15 protein-coding genes, 4 tRNA genes, 2 rRNA genes and 1 riboswitch are annotated in these 19690 nt (G+C 46.3%); of the genes, 5 read left to right on the top strand and 16 right to left on the bottom strand.

The features are described 5' to 3' along the window. Positions 1-52 precede the first annotated feature (52 nt). The 3 genes from bufB to MED222_RS04800 are packed head-to-tail and all read left to right on the top strand — an operon-like array spanning position 53 to position 2137. Entirely contained in the window at positions 53-913 is an 861-nt protein-coding gene (bufB, locus tag MED222_RS04790; protein WP_009848184.1) for an MNIO family bufferin maturase, read from the top strand. Next, positions 910-1677 carry an HvfC/BufC N-terminal domain-containing protein gene (locus MED222_RS04795; RefSeq protein ID WP_009848183.1) on the top strand — a complete coding sequence of 256 codons (768 nt, stop codon included), beginning with the start codon at positions 910-912 and terminating at the stop codon, positions 1675-1677. Before bufB ends, MED222_RS04795 begins: the two co-directional genes overlap by 4 nt. A gap of 1 nt (position 1678) precedes the next feature. After that, entirely contained in the window at positions 1679-2137 is a 459-nt protein-coding gene (locus tag MED222_RS04800; protein WP_009848182.1) for a DoxX family protein, read from the top strand. Between the two features lie 85 nt (positions 2138-2222). Here MED222_RS04800 and tsrA read toward each other — a convergent pair whose 3' ends face one another. Continuing rightward, positions 2223-2504, bottom strand: coding sequence for an H-NS-like global regulator TsrA (gene tsrA / locus MED222_RS04805; protein WP_009848181.1), 282 nt, complete (start codon positions 2502-2504; stop codon positions 2223-2225). 102 nt (positions 2505-2606) lie between these two features. Next, a complete protein-coding gene (locus MED222_RS04810) occupies positions 2607-3806 on the bottom strand; it encodes a multidrug effflux MFS transporter (RefSeq protein WP_032499284.1) in 1200 nt (399 codons plus the stop codon). A 101-nt stretch (positions 3807-3907) separates the two neighbouring features. Between MED222_RS04810 and MED222_RS04815 the strand changes: the two genes are divergently transcribed. Both MED222_RS04815 and MED222_RS04820 read left to right on the top strand, forming a co-directional pair. Next, complete coding sequence (locus MED222_RS04815) at positions 3908-4849, top strand: LysR family transcriptional regulator (protein ID WP_009848179.1); 942 nt, start codon at positions 3908-3910, stop codon at positions 4847-4849. 122 nt (positions 4850-4971) lie between these two features. Then, positions 4972-6762 (top strand): aminopeptidase P family protein, encoded by a 1791-nt coding sequence (locus MED222_RS04820; RefSeq protein WP_009848178.1) that lies wholly within the window; start codon positions 4972-4974, stop codon positions 6760-6762. Positions 6763-6911: 149 nt separating this feature from the next. On the opposite strand, the gene thiH is transcribed toward MED222_RS04820, so the two are convergent. From thiH to MED222_RS04890, 14 genes are all read right to left on the bottom strand, one after another. Continuing rightward, entirely contained in the window at positions 6912-8039 is a 1128-nt protein-coding gene (gene thiH, locus MED222_RS04825; protein ID WP_009848177.1) for a 2-iminoacetate synthase ThiH, read from the bottom strand. Between the two features lie 7 nt (positions 8040-8046). Further along, positions 8047-8811: a thiazole synthase gene (locus MED222_RS04830; RefSeq protein ID WP_009848176.1), complete on the bottom strand. Its 765-nt coding sequence runs from the start codon at positions 8809-8811 to the stop codon at positions 8047-8049. 2 nt (positions 8812-8813) lie between these two features. Continuing rightward, entirely contained in the window at positions 8814-9023 is a 210-nt protein-coding gene (gene thiS, locus MED222_RS04835) for a sulfur carrier protein ThiS (RefSeq protein ID WP_009848175.1), read from the bottom strand. Then, the gene (locus tag MED222_RS04840; protein ID WP_009848174.1) at positions 9020-9802 is read right to left on the bottom strand and encodes a HesA/MoeB/ThiF family protein; all 783 of its coding nucleotides are present in this window, start codon (positions 9800-9802) and stop codon (positions 9020-9022) included. Before MED222_RS04840 ends, thiS begins: the two co-directional genes overlap by 4 nt. Further along, on the bottom strand, positions 9792-11084 hold the full coding sequence (locus tag MED222_RS04845) for a thiamine phosphate synthase (protein ID WP_009848173.1): 1293 nt from the start codon (positions 11082-11084) through the stop codon (positions 9792-9794). Before MED222_RS04845 ends, MED222_RS04840 begins: the two co-directional genes overlap by 11 nt. Further along, positions 11084-13033 carry a phosphomethylpyrimidine synthase ThiC gene (thiC, locus tag MED222_RS04850; RefSeq protein WP_009848172.1) on the bottom strand — a complete coding sequence of 650 codons (1950 nt, stop codon included), beginning with the start codon at positions 13031-13033 and terminating at the stop codon, positions 11084-11086. Before thiC ends, MED222_RS04845 begins: the two co-directional genes overlap by 1 nt. Positions 13034-13163: 130 nt before the next feature. Beyond that, a riboswitch (TPP riboswitch) is annotated at positions 13164-13262 on the bottom strand. A gap of 62 nt (positions 13263-13324) precedes the next feature. Next, entirely contained in the window at positions 13325-13708 is a 384-nt protein-coding gene (crcB, locus tag MED222_RS04855; protein ID WP_004736665.1) for a fluoride efflux transporter CrcB, read from the bottom strand. 100 nt (positions 13709-13808) lie between these two features. After that, positions 13809-15191: a multicopper oxidase family protein gene (locus MED222_RS04860; RefSeq protein ID WP_009848171.1), complete on the bottom strand. Its 1383-nt coding sequence runs from the start codon at positions 15189-15191 to the stop codon at positions 13809-13811. A gap of 483 nt (positions 15192-15674) precedes the next feature. After that, a tRNA-Trp gene (locus tag MED222_RS04865) sits at positions 15675-15751 on the bottom strand. A gap of 59 nt (positions 15752-15810) precedes the next feature. Beyond that, a tRNA-Asp gene (locus tag MED222_RS04870) sits at positions 15811-15887 on the bottom strand. 43 nt (positions 15888-15930) lie between these two features. Continuing rightward, a 5S ribosomal RNA gene (gene rrf / locus MED222_RS04875) occupies positions 15931-16046 on the bottom strand. An 87-nt stretch (positions 16047-16133) separates the two neighbouring features. After that, positions 16134-19027: ribosomal RNA gene (locus tag MED222_RS04880) — 23S ribosomal RNA — on the bottom strand. 404 nt (positions 19028-19431) lie between these two features. Continuing rightward, positions 19432-19507, bottom strand: a tRNA-Val gene (locus tag MED222_RS04885). 32 nt (positions 19508-19539) lie between these two features. Then, positions 19540-19615, bottom strand: a tRNA-Lys gene (locus MED222_RS04890). Positions 19616-19690 lie beyond the last annotated feature (75 nt).

Raw genomic sequence — 19690 nt, 5'->3', positions numbered from 1 at the left:
GTATGGTGAGCTGGCATTCAGCTCACCTCCACTTCTTGTTAGGAGAATCGTTGTGACTCAAACTCTTCACCCCAACGCAGGGGTTGGCCTTAGAACACCGCACTTGGACTTCTTTAGCCAAAATCCAGCCTTAGTAAGTTGGTTAGAAGTTCACAGCGAGAACTACTTCTTAGCTCAATCACCGCAACGCCAACAACTCAGAGAAATTCGTCACGCACACAACATCAGTTGTCACGGTGTTGGGTTGTCGCTAGGTTCTGTTGAGCGCATCAACCAACATCATCTTGTGCAATTAAAAGAGCTCATTGATGATATCGAACCCTTCTTAGTTTCTGATCATCTCAGTTGGAGTCAGGCAAGTGGTCATTACTTCAATGACTTGTTACCGCTGCCTTATACCGAAGAAGCGCTAGAGGTCTTTTGTCGCAATGTCATCGAGGTACAAGACAGCCTGCAACGCCCTATGCTGATTGAGAACCCATCGAGCTACCTTGCCTTCAAGCATTCAACCATCCCAGAGTGGGAGTTTTTAGCCGAGGTACAGAGGCGCACCGAGTGTCGTCTACTGCTCGATTTCAATAATATTTTTGTCTCATCTTTTAATCATGGCTTCAGCTGTGAAGAGTATCTAAGTGGAATACCGGCAGACAAAGTGGAAGAGATTCACTTGGCAGGTTTCACTAAGAAGAAACTCGAGCAAGGTGAGATCTGGATAGACACCCACAGTAAACCTGTCTGTGATGAAGTGTGGCAACTTTATACTCAGTGGATAGCAAAGCACAGCTCTCGCCATACCTTGATTGAGTGGGATCTAGATATCCCAGAGCCACAAGTCTTATTGGCTGAAGCAACCAAAGCCAGTGACATCTTGTATCAACACGACAAGTTCAATCAAAGGAGTCGCGCATCATGAGCTACTCCCTATCTGATGTTCAATCAGAGTTTGCTAACGCCCTACGCTACCAAAACAGTGGTGAGCATTGCGATATAGTGAGCGACCACTTTACTGATGAACAGCGCATCCAGATTTATCGCAATAACTTTGTGATTAGCTTGAGTGAGGTACTCGCTGCAACCTACCCACTTACCGAGATGTTAGTCGGCGAAGAGTGCTTCCAACAGATGGCTCGTCAACATGTCTTAAGTTATCCATTAACCTCTGGTGATGTCAGTGGTTACGGTGAACACTTTGAACAAACCATCCAAGCCTTTCCTGCGGTTATTGAGGCTGCACCTTACCTTTGCGAAGTGGCTATTTATGAATGGAACAAAGACAGCTTGATGAGAAGCGTTTCAGAATCAAAAGCCGACCAACGTCCTCTTGCTGGTTTAGCTGATGTGCCACCAGAGCAACAAGGCGCTTTAGTCTTTCATCTCAAAGATTCAATAACGCTCATTAATTCTAACTATACGATTATCGCGCTTGAACGCGCTATCTATCAGCAACAACTCGATGGGTTAGACATCAACCAACCTGAGTTTGGGGTGTTAATACGAGCCGATAATTCTCAGATTGATAGTCATCACTTGAGTGAAGAATGCCATCAGCTACTTCGCGAATTTCAATCAGGCCAAATGCTCGTAGCGATAGCCCCTTCATTACTACAACATCTGAATACTGTCATGGCGCTTAACGTCATCTCAGGCTTTTCAATCAATGCCGAATTGGAGACATAATATGGATAACAACACAGTCACAAACATGATGGCTCAATACGACAGTTTGATTGAGAAATCACAAGCACTCTTTGTTCCGGTGCTACTGCTATTTTGTCGCCTATGGGTAGCGTGGGTATTCTTTAATTCTGGCCTAACCAAGATAGCGACTTGGGATAGCACCCTTTACTTGTTTGAGTTGGAATACCAAGTGCCACTGTTACCTTGGGAGTTAGCCGCCTACATGGGCACCGCAGCTGAATTGATTCTGCCGGTATTCTTAGCGCTTGGTCTATTAACACGACCTATGGCAGCGGTGCTGTTCGTTTTCAATATCATTGCGGTTGTGTCTTACCCAGTGTTATGGGCGCAAGGCTTCTATGATCATCAGTTGTGGGGATTAATGATTCTTATCGTTGTCGTATGGGGCGCTGGGCCATTCTCACTTGATAGAATTTTGAAAGCGCAGTTTAGAGGTTAGAACGAACTTTCATTCGCACTAAATTGATATACCCCAAAATGCAAAAAACCACTCAATTGAGTGGTTTCTTTTTAACTGGGATAAACTACTTATTCAGAAAAGCTTGTAGCTCTTCAGCAGAGATACCTTGCTCGGCTAGCTCTTTTGCTAGTAGCTGAACCTGCTCACCCTTACGAGACTCTACCACACGCTGAAATTGGTAAATGATGTCTCGCAAAGTATCGATTGGAACTTGTTTTGCCGCACTGCGAATACGCTCTTCACTTTGGTTGCCTAGCTCTTTAAGCAATTTACCAAACATGACCTTTTCAGGTGCATCTTCCATTTGTTCTAAGACGCGCGCCATTTCGTAGGTTGTTAATGACATTACAGTATTTTCCGTTGGGGACTAACGTTTCAATGAGTGACAAATATACCATGTTTTAACGTTTCGCAAACCGCCATTTGTATATTTTGTCACCCTTGAGACTTACGCCTTAGCAAACGTCGTGTGCCACGACTTGCCTGCTTTGCTCGCAAGCACTAACAACGCAGGAACAATAAGGAACATTTGCAGCGCAATCATCACTTGAGACGTTAAATCAAGGCGTTGCATGGTACCAACAAGCAGCCCTGAGCCACTCATTTGGAACAAGCCAAGCAGTGCAGCAGCTGTGCCCGCACGGTCACCGAAAGGTTCAAGAGCCTTACCAGCAGCAGCACCGAGAATCCAAGCAAAACCCACTGAAGACAAGAAGATTGGCAGCATGAATGCAATTGGGCTAGCGTGTTCTGCAAGCACTAACATAATCACGCCCGCTAAACCCAGCGTTGAGATACCAACGACCAGTGCTTTATAGGTACCAAAGCGGTCCATAAATTTAGGTGCAGTAAACGCTGCTGCAATGTTGATGGCCGCATTAACACCAAACCAGAAAGTAAACTCTTTCATGGTCAGGCCTAGGTTTTCCATCAACACAACCGGTGCAGAGGTGACATAAGCGAGAATCACTGCCATCGCCATCAGACACAAGGTTGCGTGGAAAAGGAATGATGGTGTTTTCAATACTGACCAGTATCGCTCAAGCTTGAACACCGCAACCTTTTCTGTCGCAGGGTTAGACTCTTTCATTTGGAAGAATAAGATAGTGCCAACAACGACTGCGAAGCCTGCCATAAAGCTAAAGTTCGAACGCCAACCAAATTGATGAGTTAACCAAGCGCCAAGAATCGGTGCTAGTGCAGGAATAAAGCAAATTGCACCATTGAGGTAACTGATCATACGGCCACTTTTCTCAGGACCAAATAGATCGCGAACCGTCGCAAAGGCTGCTACAGAAGTCGCACAAGCTCCTAAGCCTTGTAGCAGCCGAGCTATTAGCATCATATCAATCGATTGAGCTGCCCACGCCAAGCAAGCACTCAATGCATAGATACTAACACCTCCCAATGCAACGGTTCGACGTCCTAGCTTATCAGCCAAAGGGCCTGCAAATAATTGCCCGACACCCATGGCGAATAAAAACCAAGTAATCGTATCTTGTGCTAGTGCGTGTTCCACGTGAAACGCTGTTGAAATTTGTGGCAGAGCTGGAAGATAAATATCTATAGCCAGAGGGCTAAATAGAACCAGCATTGCCAATAAAGCAACCTGCAGTTTACTTGGGGTTGGAAGCGCGTTAGAAGGCACAAGATTCTCCGAATGAGTTAATTTAGGTGCATAATAACCAACTAAAGATATGAACAAAAATGGCATATACTCATTAGCATTATTCCAAATAGGAAACTCACATGAATATCGAGAAACTATCACGCCTCGACCTCAATCTATTGGTTTGCTTACAGGTGCTGATGGAAGAGCTGAGTGTCACTCGCACCGCACACCGATTATGCTTGAGCCAATCAGCCGTGAGTAAGTCGCTAGCCAAGCTTCGTGAACAATTTAATGACCCCCTTTTTACGCGAAGTGCTCATGGCCTACGACCAACACCGAAAGCTGTTTTCCTCAAGCCTCGGTTAGAAACGTTGATCAACCAACTTGATGTTCTCACTCAGCCTGAGACATTCATTCCCAACAACAGTGACCATAGTTTTCATATTGCTGCCGTTGAGAGTGTTTACCCGCTGATTCTTCCGCACTTCTTACCGGCGATATTTCGACAAGCACCTAAGGTCAATATCAACACCCATGCTTGGACAGAACAAACCTTTAAGAAGCTGCAGCTTGGCGAACTAGATATCGGACTCACTGGCAAAGACATCGACATCAACGATGCGCGTTTAACTATGCTGCCGCCAGACGACATTTGCGAACAAGAGATCTACCGCGACGCACAGATGTGTGTGCTAAGACGCAACCACCCCGCTCTGAATGGTAAATGGGATTTGGAAATCTACCTTGCGCAGCGTCATGTACAAGTAAGGTGTGATGGTAACGACCGCTGGCTGCTCGACTACAAACTGGCTGATCTTGGTCACCAACGTGATATCGCTATTTCTGTTCCAGACTTCAATAGCGCTGCAAGCCTATGTACCTACACCGACTTTGTGTTTACCGCACCAAGCCATTTTACTTACCTCGTCGCTAAGCAACTCGACTTAGTGGTTGTTCCTTTACCAATGGAGTTCCCACCGATGGCATACACTTTGTTTTGGCACCGTGACAGAGAAAATGACCCAGCCTTAACTTGGTTGCGAGATATCATCAAAGAAAAAACTCTGCACCTTAGATAAAAATGGCGTACAGCGTTTGCAGCAAACGAACAAAAGCGCTAGCTTATTGACCTAATAAGTCCCCTCGCATGTATATCGACTGTGAGTGTTAACAAGGACCCTAACAATAAGGATAAACACAGATGCACAATATCACTGCTGAACGCGTTGCTGCGGTTCGAGCTTGGCTTGAAACAAACAACCTAGATGCCGTTATCATTCCACATGAAGACGAATATCTAGGTGAATACGTTCCCGCTCATAACGAGCGACTTCACTGGTTAACAGGTTTCACTGGCTCTGCAGGTGCCACTGTTATCACTCGTGAAACTGCTGCTATTTTTGTAGATGGTCGCTACACCGTTCAGGTTCGTAAGCAGGTACCAGCAGAGTTATTTGAGTATCGCCACCTTATTGAAGAACCGACTTTAGATTGGATCATCAATTCATTGCCACAAGGCAGTAAGGTTGCATTCGACCCACGCATGCACACCGCTGCTTGGTTGAAAGGCGCACAAGCAAAACTAGCGGAGAAAGTTGAGCTAACAACGCTCCCAGCAAACCCAATTGATGAGCTTTGGTCTGATCGCCCTGAGCCTGTCGTGTCTGATGTTCGCCTAATGGCAACAGACGCCGTTGGTCAATCAAGCGAGAGCAAACGCGCTGAAATTGCTGGCTTACTAAAAGCAAAAGGTGCGGACGCCGCTATCCTTACCGAGCTAGACTCAATCTGTTGGTTGCTTAACATTCGTGGCTTGGACGTATCTCGCCTACCTGTTGTGTTATCCAACGCGATCATTCACGCCGATGAAAGCGTCGATTTCTTCCTAGACCCAGCACGCATCCCGGCTGGCTTTGAAGCGCACGTTGGTAATGGTATTCGCGTTTCTCACCCATCAGAGCTTGAAGCGCGCCTTCAATCTTTAGAAAGCAAAAACGTATCTGTCGATTCAGGCACAAGTAATGCTTGGTATACGCTTGTTCTTCAAAACGCTGGCGCTCATCTCATTGAAGCAGCAGACCCATGTCTAATGCCAAAAGCCGCTAAAAACGATACTGAAATTGCCGGCATGAAGGCGTGTCACATTCGTGATGGTGTTGCGATGGTGAAATTCCTATCTTGGATTGATGCAGAAGTCGCGCAAGGTAACCTACACAACGAAGCGGTATTGGCTGACAAAGTACAATCATTCCGCGAGCAAGACCCGACGCTGATGGATCTAAGTTTTGACACCATTTCTGCGGCTGGCGGCAACGCAGCAATGTGTCACTACAACCATGAGAACCAACCTGAACCTGGTCAGCTAGAACTGAATACTCTGTACCTAGTCGATTCAGGCGGTCAGTACTTAGATGGTACAACCGACATCACTCGTACTATCGCGATTGGCCAACCAAGCGACGAAATGATTCAGCAGTTCACATTAGCGCTTAAAGGTCACATCGGCATTGCACGTGCGCGTTTCCCACAGGGTACTCGTGGTTTCCAACTGGATATCCTAGCGCGTCAGCACTTATGGGCAGAAGGCTTCGATTACGATCATGGTACTGGTCACGGTGTTGGTCACTTCCTAAGTGTTCATGAAGGCCCACAAAGCATCTCTAAGAAGCTTATCGACGTACCTCTTGTTGAAGGCATGGTGTTATCAAACGAGCCGGGTTACTACCGTGCTGATGAGTTTGGTATCCGTATCGAGAACCTAGAATTGGTAGTTGAGCTTCCAACTCAAGGTGATTTCTCAGTACTAACGTTTGAGTCGCTAACTCGTTGCCCTATCGATAAGCGCAACATCAATGTTGATTTGCTAACACGACCTGAACTGGCGTGGCTGAACGACTACCATCAGAAGGTATGGAACGACGTTAGCCCATTAGTTGAAGGTGATACATTGGAATGGTTACGCCAATCGACAACTCCATTGGCTCACGCTTAATGCTTCGCTAAGCGCTTAACTGAACCAAAAAACTTGCTCGGTTAATAAGTTAAATAGCAAATAGCAAAACGGCTACCCAAGGGTAGCCGTTTTTATTTGCCTGTATCATTACATCGATGTTTCACGTGGAACATCAACCAATATGTTGATTAACCAGAATAGGCACTGTGCCAGTCTCGCCACACCGGGTCGAAACCACGCTGACGAATCATCGACTCGACATCAGCAGCACTTCTCTCATCACTGATCTCAAACTGCTCAAGCTCTTCTTCACCCGAAGCATAACCACCAGGTTGGGTTTTAGAAGCCGCAGACATACTCGTGATCCCCAATGGCAACACATTGTCGCGAAAGGTTGCCGATTCGCGAGTAGAAAGGGATAGCTCGACCTCAGGATTCAAGAGTCGATATGCGCAGATAAGCTGAACCAATTGTTTGTCGTTCATGACTGATTTAGGCTGTAATCCTCCACTAGAGTCTCCCCCCTCACACGGACGAAGACGCGGGAATGAAATTGAATAGCGAGTCTGCCAATAAGTGCGCTCTAGGTAATCTAAGTGAGCAGCAACAAAAAAGCAGTCGGTTCGCCAATCTTCCAAACCAATCAAGGCACCAATACCTATCTTATCGATCCCCGCTTTTGCCAAGCGATCTGGGGTTTCAAGACGGTATTCAAAATCCATTTTATTGCCACGTAGATGATGCTCAGCGTAAGTTCTTGGCTGATAAGTCTCTTGGTAAACCATAACAGCATCTAGACCGAGAGTTTTAAGCTCTGCGTAATCATGTTGATCAAGCGGCTGCACTTCCATCGCTAGGTAGTTGAATTGCTTTTTGATATTCGGCAACACCTGTCGAAAGTAATTCATCCCGACCTTAGTTTCATGTTCACCGGTGACTAACAAAACGCTATCGAACTTCATCTTTTTGATAGCCGCACTTTCGGCATCAATTTCATCCAAAGTAAGCGTGCGACGTTTGATACGGTTCTCCATTGAGAAGCCACAATACGTGCACGCATTCGCACATAGGTTCGAGAGGTACAAAGGAATGTAAAGCGACATTGTATTGCCAAATCGCTTACGAGTTAGCGCCAACGACTGTTGTGCCATCTGCTCTAAGTAAGGTTCTGCCGCCGGAGAGATCAGAGCCTTAAAGTCTTCTAAGTCACGTTTGGGTTTACTCAGAGCACGTTCAACATCCGCTGACGTTTTACTGAAGATAGACATACCAATGTCATCCCAGTTGAGCTGTTTAAATCGATCAACAAACGTCATAGGTACACTACTCGTCTAGAAATGAAGTTAACGGGCTCGAAGCAACCGCGTGAGATACTTTTCCTGCAAGCCCAGCAAGGTAAGCCATACGCCCCGCTTCAACTGCCAGCTTAAAAGCAATCGCCATATCAACGGGTTGTTGAGAAGCCGCAATCGCCGTATTCACTAACACAGCGTCTGCGCCCATTTCCATTGCACGAGCAGCATGCGATGGCGCGCCTATGCCTGCATCCACAATCACAGGGACATTCGCTTGGTCGATAATGATCTCTAAGAAGTCTGCCGAAGCGATACCTTTGTTTGAACCAATAGGCGCACCTAACGGCATAACCGCAGCGCAACCCACCTCTTCCAAGCGCTTACACAAAACTGGATCGGCATGGCAGTAAGGCAACACAACAAAACCATCTTTAACCAGTTGCTCAGCGGCTTTAAGCGTCTCAATTGGGTCTGGCATCAAGTACTTTGGTTCTGGGTGAATTTCCAGTTTAAGCCAGTTTGTGCCTAGCGCTTCACGAGCCAAATGCGCAGCAAAGACGGCATCTTTTGCACTCTTCGCCCCAGAGGTATTCGGTAGCAAGTTCACGCCAGCATCAATGATTGGTTGTAAAATGTCGTCTTGCTCAGAGCGAATATCAACTCTCTTCAGCGCCATGGTTGCCAATTGCGAACCTGAAGCCTCAATAGCACTCGCCATCAATTGCTTATTGGCGAACTTACCCGTTCCAGTGAACAGACGTGATTGAAACGTTTTATCTGCGATGGTTAACATGGTTAGCCCCCTGCAATAGCTTGGAAAAGAGATATAGCGTCGCCTTCATTAACGACCGTTTGTTGCCACTGGCTACGCGGGACAACCGCATTATTGATAGCAAATACACAACCTAGATTGGGTAATGCTAGAACTTGGATAATGTCCGCTAGAGACGATGAGTGTGCTACTTGTTCTGATTGTTCGTTTATCGAGATCGTTATATGGCTCATTGGATTTCTTCTTCTAAATGCTTAACTACAGACGCACTGCACACAGGACATTCACTATCTTGAGTGACCATAAGGTTTTGCCAATTCATCGTCTGGCCATCGAACAGTTTGAGTTGGTGTGTTGCGACCTGAAACTCACCACGAGCTAGACGTTGAATAGCAGCCAAAGCTTGAAGGTTACCTATGGTGCCAACAACTGGGCCTATGATGCCGCTATCGCTACAACGAGTCGTTTGTGGATGATGTCTGAACGGGAACAAGCAGTGATAGCACCCTTTCTGATTCTGATAATCAAATACAATAAATTGGCCTTTCCAGCCAATTGCAGAACCAGAAATCAAAGGGGTCTTCGTGCTGAAACATGCTTGGTTAACCTGCTGGCGTGACTCGAAGTTGTCAGTACAATCCAACACTAAGTCAGCTAGCATCACTTCAAGCTCAAGCTGACTTTCACTCATTCGTTGATTGATGGTTCTTACTTGGCTGCGACCATTGAGTTCACTCACTTGTTGCTTGAGAGCTTCAACCTTAGGCGAACCTAACTGACTTTCCCTGAACGCGACCTGTCGTTGCAGGTTCGATGAATCGACACAATCATCATCGACCAGCACGATCTTTCCAACACCAGAAGCAGCCAGGTAAAGAGCCGCAGCATTACCTAAGCCACCACAACCAATCAACAACACATGACTATTTAGTAAGTTGCGTTGCCCTTGCTCACCCACTTCAGGTAACGCAATTTGTCGTTGATAACGAATGAATTCAAAGTCACTCAGCATAGCTAGGCTCCTGTATAACCTCTTCCTTAAGAGTTGGAGATTTAGGTGCCATCAGTTTTTCGAAAAATTCGATCACTTTCTGCGGGTCTTCCGCCAATGTAATCGCACGTACCACCGCCAAACTCGATACCCCACACTCCCACACCTGCTCAGCTGTCGATTGGTCAATACCGCCAATAGCAACCGTCGGATAACCAGTGAGTTGGTCTGTGTATGGGATAGTATCAATCAGCTGTTGATACAGAGATAAACGAACTAAACCTTGAGGCTTTGATGGCATCTGTTTAGTTGTTGTTGGGAAGATATGCCCTAGCGCAATATAGCTTGGGTTGATTTGAACAATGCGGAGCAACTCGTAATAGCCATGAGTAGAGAGACCGATCTTGATACCTGCTTGGCTCAACTGTGAGAGGTTTGACTCTTCAATATCCTCTTGCCCCAAATGAACACCAAATGCGTCATGCTTGAGTGCAAGCTGCCAATAGTCATTGATAAAAACCTGAGCGTTATGCTCTCGACCAAGCTCGATTGATCGCGCGACTTGTTGTTCTAAGTCCACTTGCTGCGGGTTTTTAATACGTAGTTGAACAGTGTTAATTCCGAGCTTGAGCAACCTTTCGATCCACTCAACATCATCAACCACAGGGTATAAACCTAGACTATTCTTACCCAGCTCAGGAAAAGAAAGCACTGTCCCTTGATTAGCCCAACCAACGCTTATATTCAATCGTTGATCTTCAAGAGCCGGAATTGGAAAGTTTTGGTAATGTGCTGGCCATGTTCCACGTGAAACATTGGACGATGCGCGAGCTAAAACTAATGCGTCCTCTAATGGGAATTCCAGAGCCAACAAAGTAAGTAACCAAGCAAAGTGGCCGCGATTATCTAACTCCTGATGAGCTGTAGTTTCACTCTTGATAGCACGATTAGCATCCCGGTGTGACCAGATATCCAGTACAGCTGAATCATCTGAAACACCGATATAAATGGTATTCGGAGTTTGTGTAAAGGCATCACAAACGTCAGCTAGCGCGACTGAATTGCTGTAATCAACAACATGGTTCAGTTCTGCTAGCTGACACACCGTCAATGAATCAAGATCATGAGCGAAGCCAATAGATAACGCCTGCTGAGAATCAACGATAGAGAAGTATTGAGTTGGGCTTACACCCAACTCAACCGCATCAGTTGCCAAGCCTTGTCGCTTAGCAACCAATAGACAGTTCTGCACCTCTCCCGTTAACTCAATATTTTGAGATGGGGTGAGTATCTTCACTGTCATTATTCCTCTAATTGAGCTTCTTTTGCGGCTACTGCAGGATGATAAAGTTCAGAGCCAGTATCACGGAACTCTTGTGATTTTTGACGCATCCCTTCCAACGGGTTATCTAGCATCTTAATCTCGATAGCCTGATCCGCGGCTACTTGTTCGGTGTCTTTCGCATACTCTCGAACTTCTTGAGAAATCTTCATCGAGCAGAATTTAGGTCCACACATTGAGCAGAAGTGAGCAACCTTGCCCGACTCTTGTGGCAGAGTTTCATCATGGAAAGAACGCGCGGTTTCAGGATCTAAAGCTAGATTGAATTGGTCTTCCCAACGGAATTCAAAACGTGCCTTTGATAATGCATTGTCTCGGATTTGTGCGCCCGGATGTCCTTTAGCGAGGTCCGCTGCGTGTGCTGCTAACTTGTATGTAATCAGGCCGGTCTTCACATCTTCTTTATTTGGTAGACCTAAATGCTCTTTAGGTGTGACATAACAGAGCATCGCACAGCCGTACCAACCAATCATGGCCGCACCAATACCAGAGGTAATATGGTCGTAACCAGGGGCAATATCTGTCGTCAATGGGCCTAAAGTATAGAAAGGCGCTTCATGGCAGTGTTCTAACTGCTCATCCATATTCTCTTTGATTAGGTGCATTGGCACATGTCCTGGACCTTCAATGATCACCTGAACGTCGTATTCCCAAGCTACCTTAGTCAACTCACCTAAAGTACGTAACTCCGAGAATTGAGCCTCATCATTGGCATCTGCAATAGAACCCGGGCGTAGGCCATCACCCAATGACAGGGCAACATCGTACTTCGCACAAATCTCGCAGATCTCGCGGAAGTGAGTATAAAGGAAGCTCTCTTGGTGATGTGCAAGACACCATTTCGCGATAATAGAACCACCACGAGAAACAATGCCAGTGACACGTTTAGCCGTCATCGGAACGTAGCGAAGCAACAAACCTGCGTGGATAGTGAAGTAATCAACACCCTGCTCTGCTTGTTCAATCAAAGTATCGCGCATCACTTCCCAGTTAAGGTCTTCCGCAACACCATTCACTTTTTCAAGGGCTTGATACATAGGAACCGTACCGATTGGTACAGGGCTGTTACGTAAGATCCATTCGCGAGTTTCGTGAATATTACGGCCGGTAGAAAGGTCCATTACGGTATCGCCACCCCAGCGAGTTGACCATACTAACTTCTCAACTTCTTCTTCAATCGAAGAGCTTACTGAAGAGTTACCGATATTAGCGTTCACCTTCACTAAGAAGTTACGGCCAATAATCATCGGTTCTGATTCTGGGTGGTTGATGTTTGAAGGGATAATAGCTCGACCTTCAGCAACCTCCTTGCGCACAAACTCAGGGGTAATTTCTTTCGGTAGATTTGCGCCAAAGTTATGGCCAGGATGTTGGTGGTTAAGCTGCTCATCAGCAAATTTCTGACGTCCCATGTTCTCACGTATCGCAATGTACTCCATCTCAGGAGTAATAGTCCCCTGACGAGCATAGTGCAGCTGAGTAACACATTGATCGCCAGTGGCGCGACGAATTCTAGGCAGATTACCGTAACGAAGGTCGTCTAGAGTTTCATCTTCTAAACGCTCTTTGGTGTAGACAGAACTTACATCGTCTAACAGTTCTGTATCACCACGCTCTTCAATCCATTGCTCTCGTAACTTAGGAAGGCCACTGTAAAGGTCAATTTCGTGCATAGGGTCAGTATAAACACCAGAGGTGTCGTATACATGAATTGGCGCATTAGGTTCGAATACAGGATCTTTTTTGGTACCACCAACAAGGCTATCTGCTAGTGATATTTCTCGTACAGGGACTTGAATGTCCTCGCGAGATCCGTGGATGTAAGCTTTTTTTGAATTTGGATAAGGTTGCACGGATAAAGAATCAATGAAATTCTTCGCTTCCAGTCTTGCTTGTTTACGACTCGACATAGCATTTTTCCTTGGCTTTTAGCCATTATTTATAGGGATAAAAATGCTTGACGGATAAGATGCTACAAGAGGGATCACAGCAAGAAAATGCAGTTGTGATCTGGAGATAGATCTCTAGAAGGATTCTAGTTAGATATCTACTCTTGTTCCCTTCGCAGGTATTAGCCTGATCAGGTTCAACGGATCCCGAGTTAACGGTCTCAGCCATATGGCACTCCGACAAGTACAATCGAGTATATAAAAACGGCTTGGATAAACCAAGCCGAGTTGTTAACAAATCGTAAGAAAGTTTTAAGACTTTATCAGAAGTTGGAAGCCGATCCATGCGGCTGAAATACTGAGAACCACATTGAGCAGTACATTGAGCCCCATCTTGAAAAACGCACCCTGCTGCATAAGAAGCACGTTATCCATCGAAAACGTAGAAAATGTCGTCAGGGCTCCAAGGAAACCAAGACCGATAATTTGTCTCCACGGCTCCGTCGCAACCATCTCATTTTCAAACGCGGCGATGAGCAATCCCATAATCAGAGAGCCAATTACGTTAACAGTCAGCGTACCGTAAGGAAAACCACGCCCTAACATCACAACGCATAACTCGGAAATCAAGTAACGTGAACAAGCACCAAACGCGCCACCGATGGCGATAAAACCTAGAATAGATAACTGACCCATGAATCCTCCCAAACAATAATCCCTATATTCTAGCTTTAACGCCGATAAAAGCGAGGGTAGAAACTAAGAATGCATGCGCAAATATTAAACGTTACAGGTGTCACTTAACTTCAATATATCCCATCAAACCCGTTTTCATGTGTTCTATAACATGACAGTGATACATCCAGCGGCCAGGGTTGTCGGCTACAAATGCAGCTTTAGCTCGGCCATTTTTTCCAAGTAACACTGTATCGGTATGGAAAGGTTCTTCAACTTTCTTCCCGTCAAGTTCGAGTACTGTAAAAGTATGTCCATGAATATGGATAGGATGATGGTATTGAGTGACGTTCTTTAGATCGAATATATAGGTTTTTCCCAGATCTAAAGTCGCCAAAGGTTCAGGGATATTATCTTTGCTCATCCCCTCCCATGCTCGTTTATTAGTTAGCCAAAACTTAGGCATAGATTTTCCATCTTTGGATACTGGAGAAACCGCCCCTTCCCATTCAAATAAAAAGTCAATTTCTTCTGCATTAACCAAATCTAAGTTGGGCACAGGATTAAGGGGTAAAGAAGGTAGAGAGCGATTCTCAACAAGGGTTGAATCTACAACCTCGAACTCACACAAAGAGAAAGGAAAGCGTCCTTTCATTTGAAGGACGCTCACTCGCCCACCGGCTTTGGGTGCTATCAATCCAATATCCACTCGCATCCCTGGGCCAATTTTATGTTGAGTCAGTTTATAAGGCGTTTTTACAGGGTTACCATCAATGGCAATCACCCATGCCTCTGCCCCTTCGACAGCAATAGGGTAAGTGATCGTATTATCGACATTTGCGATACGCAGCCTGGTCGTTGCATGTTGTTTTAACTGATAGGCAGGCTCATGTATTCCATTAACGCTACTCCACTCTCCTGGCGTACCCATACGGGCACTGAGTCGTGGGATCATTAGATCTTTCCATTGGCCTTTCTTATCTATATGCCAATGCTTAAGCGTCAGTGCGTGTTCTTCATCAAACGGCACTGGGATACTCTCCTCTACGATAATAAGACCAACCAAGCCCATACCAAGCTGTTTAACGCTATTCATATGTGGGTGATACCAAAACGTACCAGCATCTGGTGGCGTAAATTCATAAATAAATGTTTCACCAGGCATGATCGGTGGTTGGCTTAAGAAAGGTACTCCATCCATTCCGATAGGAATCCTTAAACCGTGCCAATGAATAGTCGTCGGTTCTGATAGCTTGTTGGTAAAACGGATTGTTACCTTCTCCCCCTGGCGACACCGAATCGTTGGCGCTGGAATCTGACCATTAAAGCCTAGAATATTAGTCTCAAACCCCGTCACGATTTCAGCGGTTGAAGGCTCTGCCGTTAGGTCATAAACATACTTTCCTTGCTCATCAACCGCCCGTTTCATTGAGCAAGCGGGAAGTACAGTGAGTGCAGATATAGCGAGAGATGATTGAATAAACTTACGACGGGAGATATCCATATTTGTTGCCTTTTAGTAATAACGACTAAAATGTAACAAAATATTGATAACAGTTCTCATAAAGAAGCGTAGTTTGTGCTGTTGGTTGTTTATAAAAGAGGCTGGGATAAGTAAGCACTTACACTTTTAAGGCCAGATTTTATTAAAAGTAGGAATTGTCGACTAAAAATAGAACAAATAGAAAGCAAAAAAGCCTCAGCATTTCTCCTGAGGCTTAGTATATGGAAAGGTTGGAGGTTTCGACTCCCAACACGCGCTGTTTTAGTAAGTCGGAGAATCCGCTACTTTACTAATAGCGTATATTGGATTCAGAAAGCAAAAAGGATCTAGCATTTCTGTTGAGGCTTAGTATATGGGAGGAGTGGAGGTTTAACTCCCAACATGCGCTATTTTGGTAGGTCGGGGGATCCGCTGCTCTGCTAATGGCGTATATTGGCTTCAGAAAGTAAAAAGGCTCTAGCATTTCTGCTAGAGCCTTAAATATGGCAGGGGTGGAGAGATTCGAACTCCCAACACGCGGATTTGGAATCCGCTGCTCTGCCAATTGGAGCTACACCCCTAAAACTTTCATTACTTCAGATTCGAAAAAACCTCGCACTAGGCGAGGTTATCGAATAAGTGGCGGAGTGGACGGGACTCGAACCCGCGACCCCCGGCGTGACAGGCCGGTATTCTAACCAACTGAACTACCACTCCGCAGTGGAATACTTGTCGTCGCTGACAAGTGTTCAAATTTAAAGCCTGGCGATGTCCTACTCTCACATGGGGAAGCCCCACACTACCATCGGCGCTATTGTGTTTCACTTCTGAGTTCGGCATGGAATCAGGTGGGTCCACAATGCTATGGTCGCCAAGCAAATTTTAAAATTCGGAAAGCTGTTAAATTCTCATCAAACTCATTCAAGGTCTGTCTTTGAGTCCACAAAACCCCTTGGGTGTTGTATGGTTAAGCCTCACGGGCAATTAGTACAGGTTAGCTCAATGCCTCGCAGCACTTACACACCCTGCCTATCAACGTCGTAGTCTACGACAACCCTTTAGGACACTTATAGTGCCAGGGAAAACTCATCTCAAGGCTCGCTTCCCGCTTAGATGCTTTCAGCGGTTATCGATTCCGAACTTAGCTACCGGGCAATGCCATTGGCATGACAACCCGAACACCAGAGGTTCGTCCACTCCGGTCCTCTCGTACTAGGAGCAGCCCCTTTCAATTTTCCAACGCCCACGGCAGATAGGGACCGAACTGTCTCACGACGTTCTAAACCCAGCTCGCGTACCACTTTAAATGGCGAACAGCCATACCCTTGGGACCGACTTCAGCCCCAGGATGTGATGAGCCGACATCGAGGTGCCAAACACCGCCGTCGATATGAACTCTTGGGCGGTATCAGCCTGTTATCCCCGGAGTACCTTTTATCCGTTGAGCGATGGCCCTTCCATTCAGAACCACCGGATCACTATGACCTGCTTTCGCACCTGCTCGAATTGTCATTCTCGCAGTCAAGCGGGCTTATGCCATTGCACTAACCACACGATGTCCAACCGTGTTTAGCCCACCTTCGTGCTCCTCCGTTACTCTTTGGGAGGAGACCGCCCCAGTCAAACTACCCACCAGGCACTGTCCGTAATCCCGATTCAGGGACCAACGTTAGAACATCAAAACTACAAGGGTGGTATTTCAAGGACGACTCCATCACATCTAGCGACGCAATTTCATAGTCTCCCACCTATCCTACACATGTAGGTTCAATGTTCAGTGCCAAGCTGTAGTAAAGGTTCACGGGGTCTTTCCGTCTAGCCGCGGGTACACTGCATCTTCACAGCGATTTCAATTTCACTGAGTCTCGGGTGGAGACAGCGTGGCCATCATTACGCCATTCGTGCAGGTCGGAACTTACCCGACAAGGAATTTCGCTACCTTAGGACCGTTATAGTTACGGCCGCCGTTTACCGGGGCTTCGATCAAGAGCTTCGACCGAAGTCTAACCCCATCAATTAACCTTCCGGCACCGGGCAGGCGTCACACCGTATACGTCATCTTACGATTTTGCACAGTGCTGTGTTTTTAATAAACAGTTGCAGCCACCTGGTATCTGCGACTCTCGTCTGCTCCATCCGCAAGGGACTTCACTGATAAGAGCGTACCTTCTCCCGAAGTTACGGTACCATTTTGCCTAGTTCCTTCACCCGAGTTCTCTCAAGCGCCTTGGTATTCTCTACCCGACCACCTGTGTCGGTTTGGGGTACGATTCCTTACAATCTGAAGCTTAGAGGCTTTTCCTGGAAGCATGGCATCAATGACTTCACTACCGTAGTAGCTCGACATCGTATCTCAGCGTTAATGAAAGTCCGGATTTACCTAAACTTTCCGCCTACGTACTTGAACCTGGACAACCGTCGCCAGGCCCACCTAGCCTTCTCCGTCCCCCCATCGCAATTGTAAGAAGTACGGGAATATTAACCCGTTTCCCATCGACTACGCCTTTCGGCCTCGCCTTAGGAGTCGACTTACCCTGCCCCGATTAACGTTGGACAGGAACCCTTGGTCTTCCGGCGAGGGAGTTTTTCACTCCCTTTATCGTTACTCATGTCAGCATTCGCACTTCTGATACCTCCAGCAGCCCTTACAGACCACCTTCAACGGCTTACAGAACGCTCCCCTACCCCACATACCCTAAGGTACGTAGCCGCAGCTTCGGTGTATAGCTTAGCCCCGTTACATCTTCCGCGCAGGCCGACTCGACCAGTGAGCTATTACGCTTTCTTTAAATGATGGCTGCTTCTAAGCCAACATCCTGGCTGTCTGAGCCTTCCCACATCGTTTCCCACTTAGCTATACTTTGGGACCTTAGCTGGCGGTCTGGGTTGTTTCCCTCTCCACGACGGACGTTAGCACCCGCCGTGTGTCTCCCGGATAGTACTTACTGGTATTCGGAGTTTGCAAAGGGTTGGTAAGTCGGGATGACCCCCTAGCCTTAACAGTGCTCTACCCCCAGTAGTATTCGTCCGAGGCGCTACCTAAATAGCTTTCGGGGAGAACCAGCTATCTCCAGGTTTGATTGGCCTTTCACCCCTAGCCACAAGTCATCCGCTAATTTTTCAACATTAGTCGGTTCGGTCCTCCAGTTGATGTTACTCAACCTTCAACCTGCCCATGGCTAGATCACCTGGTTTCGGGTCTAATCCTAGCAACTGTACGCCCAGTTAAGACTCGGTTTCCCTACGGCTCCCCTAAACGGTTAACCTTGCTACTAAAATTAAGTCGCTGACCCATTATACAAAAGGTACGCAGTCACACCACGAAGGTGCTCCTACTGCTTGTACGTACACGGTTTCAGGTTCTATTTCACTCCCCTCACAGGGGTTCTTTTCGCCTTTCCCTCACGGTACTGGTTCACTATCGGTCAGTCAGTAGTATTTAGCCTTGGAGGATGGTCCCCCCATATTCAGACAGGATATCACGTGTCCCGCCCTACTCGTTTTCACTGATTATGATGTGTCGGTTACGGGGCTATCACCCTTTATTGCGAGACTTTCCAGACTCTTCACCTGCATCATTAAAAGCTTAAGGGCTAATCCAATTTCGCTCGCCGCTACTTTCGGAATCTCGGTTGATTTCTCTTCCTCGGGGTACTTAGATGTTTCAGTTCCCCCGGTTTGCCTCCTGTTGCTATGTATTCACAACAGGATACTTACTTATGTAAGTGGGTTTCCCCATTCAGGAATCCCAGACTCAAAAGGTTATTACTACCTAATCTGGGCTTATCGCAAGTTATTACGCCTTTCATCGCCTCTGACTGCCAAGGCATCCACCGTGTACGCTTAGTCACTTAACCATACAACCCGAAAGGGTTTCTATTTGCTTTCACTTTAAAAAGTGAAGACAAATAAGCGTATGGCAACTAACCAAGGTTTTTGGTTGTCATCAAGAAGGGTTAATTCTTGATGACTGTTTGCCGGACTCAATTGTGAATCAAACTAACGTTTGATTCGAATACAAGACACTTGAATGTGTTTGTTGTGTTTATCTAATGAAAGATAAACATTGAGAACTTTTAAATTTGATTGAATTACTCGTAAGTAAATCAATCAGTCAGCTTTCCAAATTGTTAAAGAGCATGAGACTTTAAGAACCAGTGTTCTAAAATTCACATTTTCTAAAGACTCTCAGGGTCAAACACACCAACCAACGACAAAAGAAGTGGTTTGGATATGACTATAACCAAGAATATTTAGAGAATGGTGGGCGATACCGGGCTCGAACCAGTGACCCCCTGCTTGTAAGGCAGGTGCTCTCCCAACTGAGCTAATCGCCCACGATAGTTTTAATTCCTTCGCGGAGAAAGAATGGTGGGTCGTGCAGGATTCGAACCTGCGACCAATTGATTAAAAGTCAACTGCTCTACCAACTGAGCTAACGACCCAATGGTATCCCGTAGGGGAGTCGAACCCCTGTTACCGCCGTGAAAGGGCGGTGTCCTAGGCCTCTAGACGAACGG

This window comes from Vibrio sp. MED222, assembly GCF_000153005.1.
GTDB lineage: Bacteria > Pseudomonadota > Gammaproteobacteria > Enterobacterales > Vibrionaceae > Vibrio > Vibrio tasmaniensis_A.
The sequence above is the reverse complement of the archived record's forward strand: the minus strand, read 5'-3'. Positions and strand labels throughout refer to the sequence as shown.

What these genes read in the sequence shown, in the direction of transcription:
- MED222_RS04820 (WP_009848178.1), top strand. Translation starts at nt 4,972, where the DNA reads ATGCACAATATCACTGCTGAACGCGTTGCTGCGGTTCGAGCTTGGCTT.
- thiH (WP_009848177.1), bottom strand. Translation starts at nt 8,039, where the DNA reads ATGACGTTTGTTGATCGATTTAAACAGCTCAACTGGGATGACATTGGT.
- MED222_RS04815 (WP_009848179.1), top strand. Translation starts at nt 3,908, where the DNA reads ATGAATATCGAGAAACTATCACGCCTCGACCTCAATCTATTGGTTTGC.
- thiC (WP_009848172.1), bottom strand. Translation starts at nt 13,033, where the DNA reads ATGTCGAGTCGTAAACAAGCAAGACTGGAAGCGAAGAATTTCATTGAT.
- MED222_RS04800 (WP_009848182.1), top strand. Translation starts at nt 1,679, where the DNA reads ATGGATAACAACACAGTCACAAACATGATGGCTCAATACGACAGTTTG.
- MED222_RS04860 (WP_009848171.1), bottom strand. Translation starts at nt 15,191, where the DNA reads ATGGATATCTCCCGTCGTAAGTTTATTCAATCATCTCTCGCTATATCT.
- MED222_RS04840 (WP_009848174.1), bottom strand. Translation starts at nt 9,802, where the DNA reads ATGCTGAGTGACTTTGAATTCATTCGTTATCAACGACAAATTGCGTTA.
- MED222_RS04795 (WP_009848183.1), top strand. Translation starts at nt 910, where the DNA reads ATGAGCTACTCCCTATCTGATGTTCAATCAGAGTTTGCTAACGCCCTA.
- MED222_RS04845 (WP_009848173.1), bottom strand. Translation starts at nt 11,084, where the DNA reads ATGACAGTGAAGATACTCACCCCATCTCAAAATATTGAGTTAACGGGA.
- MED222_RS04830 (WP_009848176.1), bottom strand. Translation starts at nt 8,811, where the DNA reads ATGTTAACCATCGCAGATAAAACGTTTCAATCACGTCTGTTCACTGGA.
- tsrA (WP_009848181.1), bottom strand. Translation starts at nt 2,504, where the DNA reads ATGTCATTAACAACCTACGAAATGGCGCGCGTCTTAGAACAAATGGAA.
- crcB (WP_004736665.1), bottom strand. Translation starts at nt 13,708, where the DNA reads ATGGGTCAGTTATCTATTCTAGGTTTTATCGCCATCGGTGGCGCGTTT.
- thiS (WP_009848175.1), bottom strand. Translation starts at nt 9,023, where the DNA reads ATGAGCCATATAACGATCTCGATAAACGAACAATCAGAACAAGTAGCA.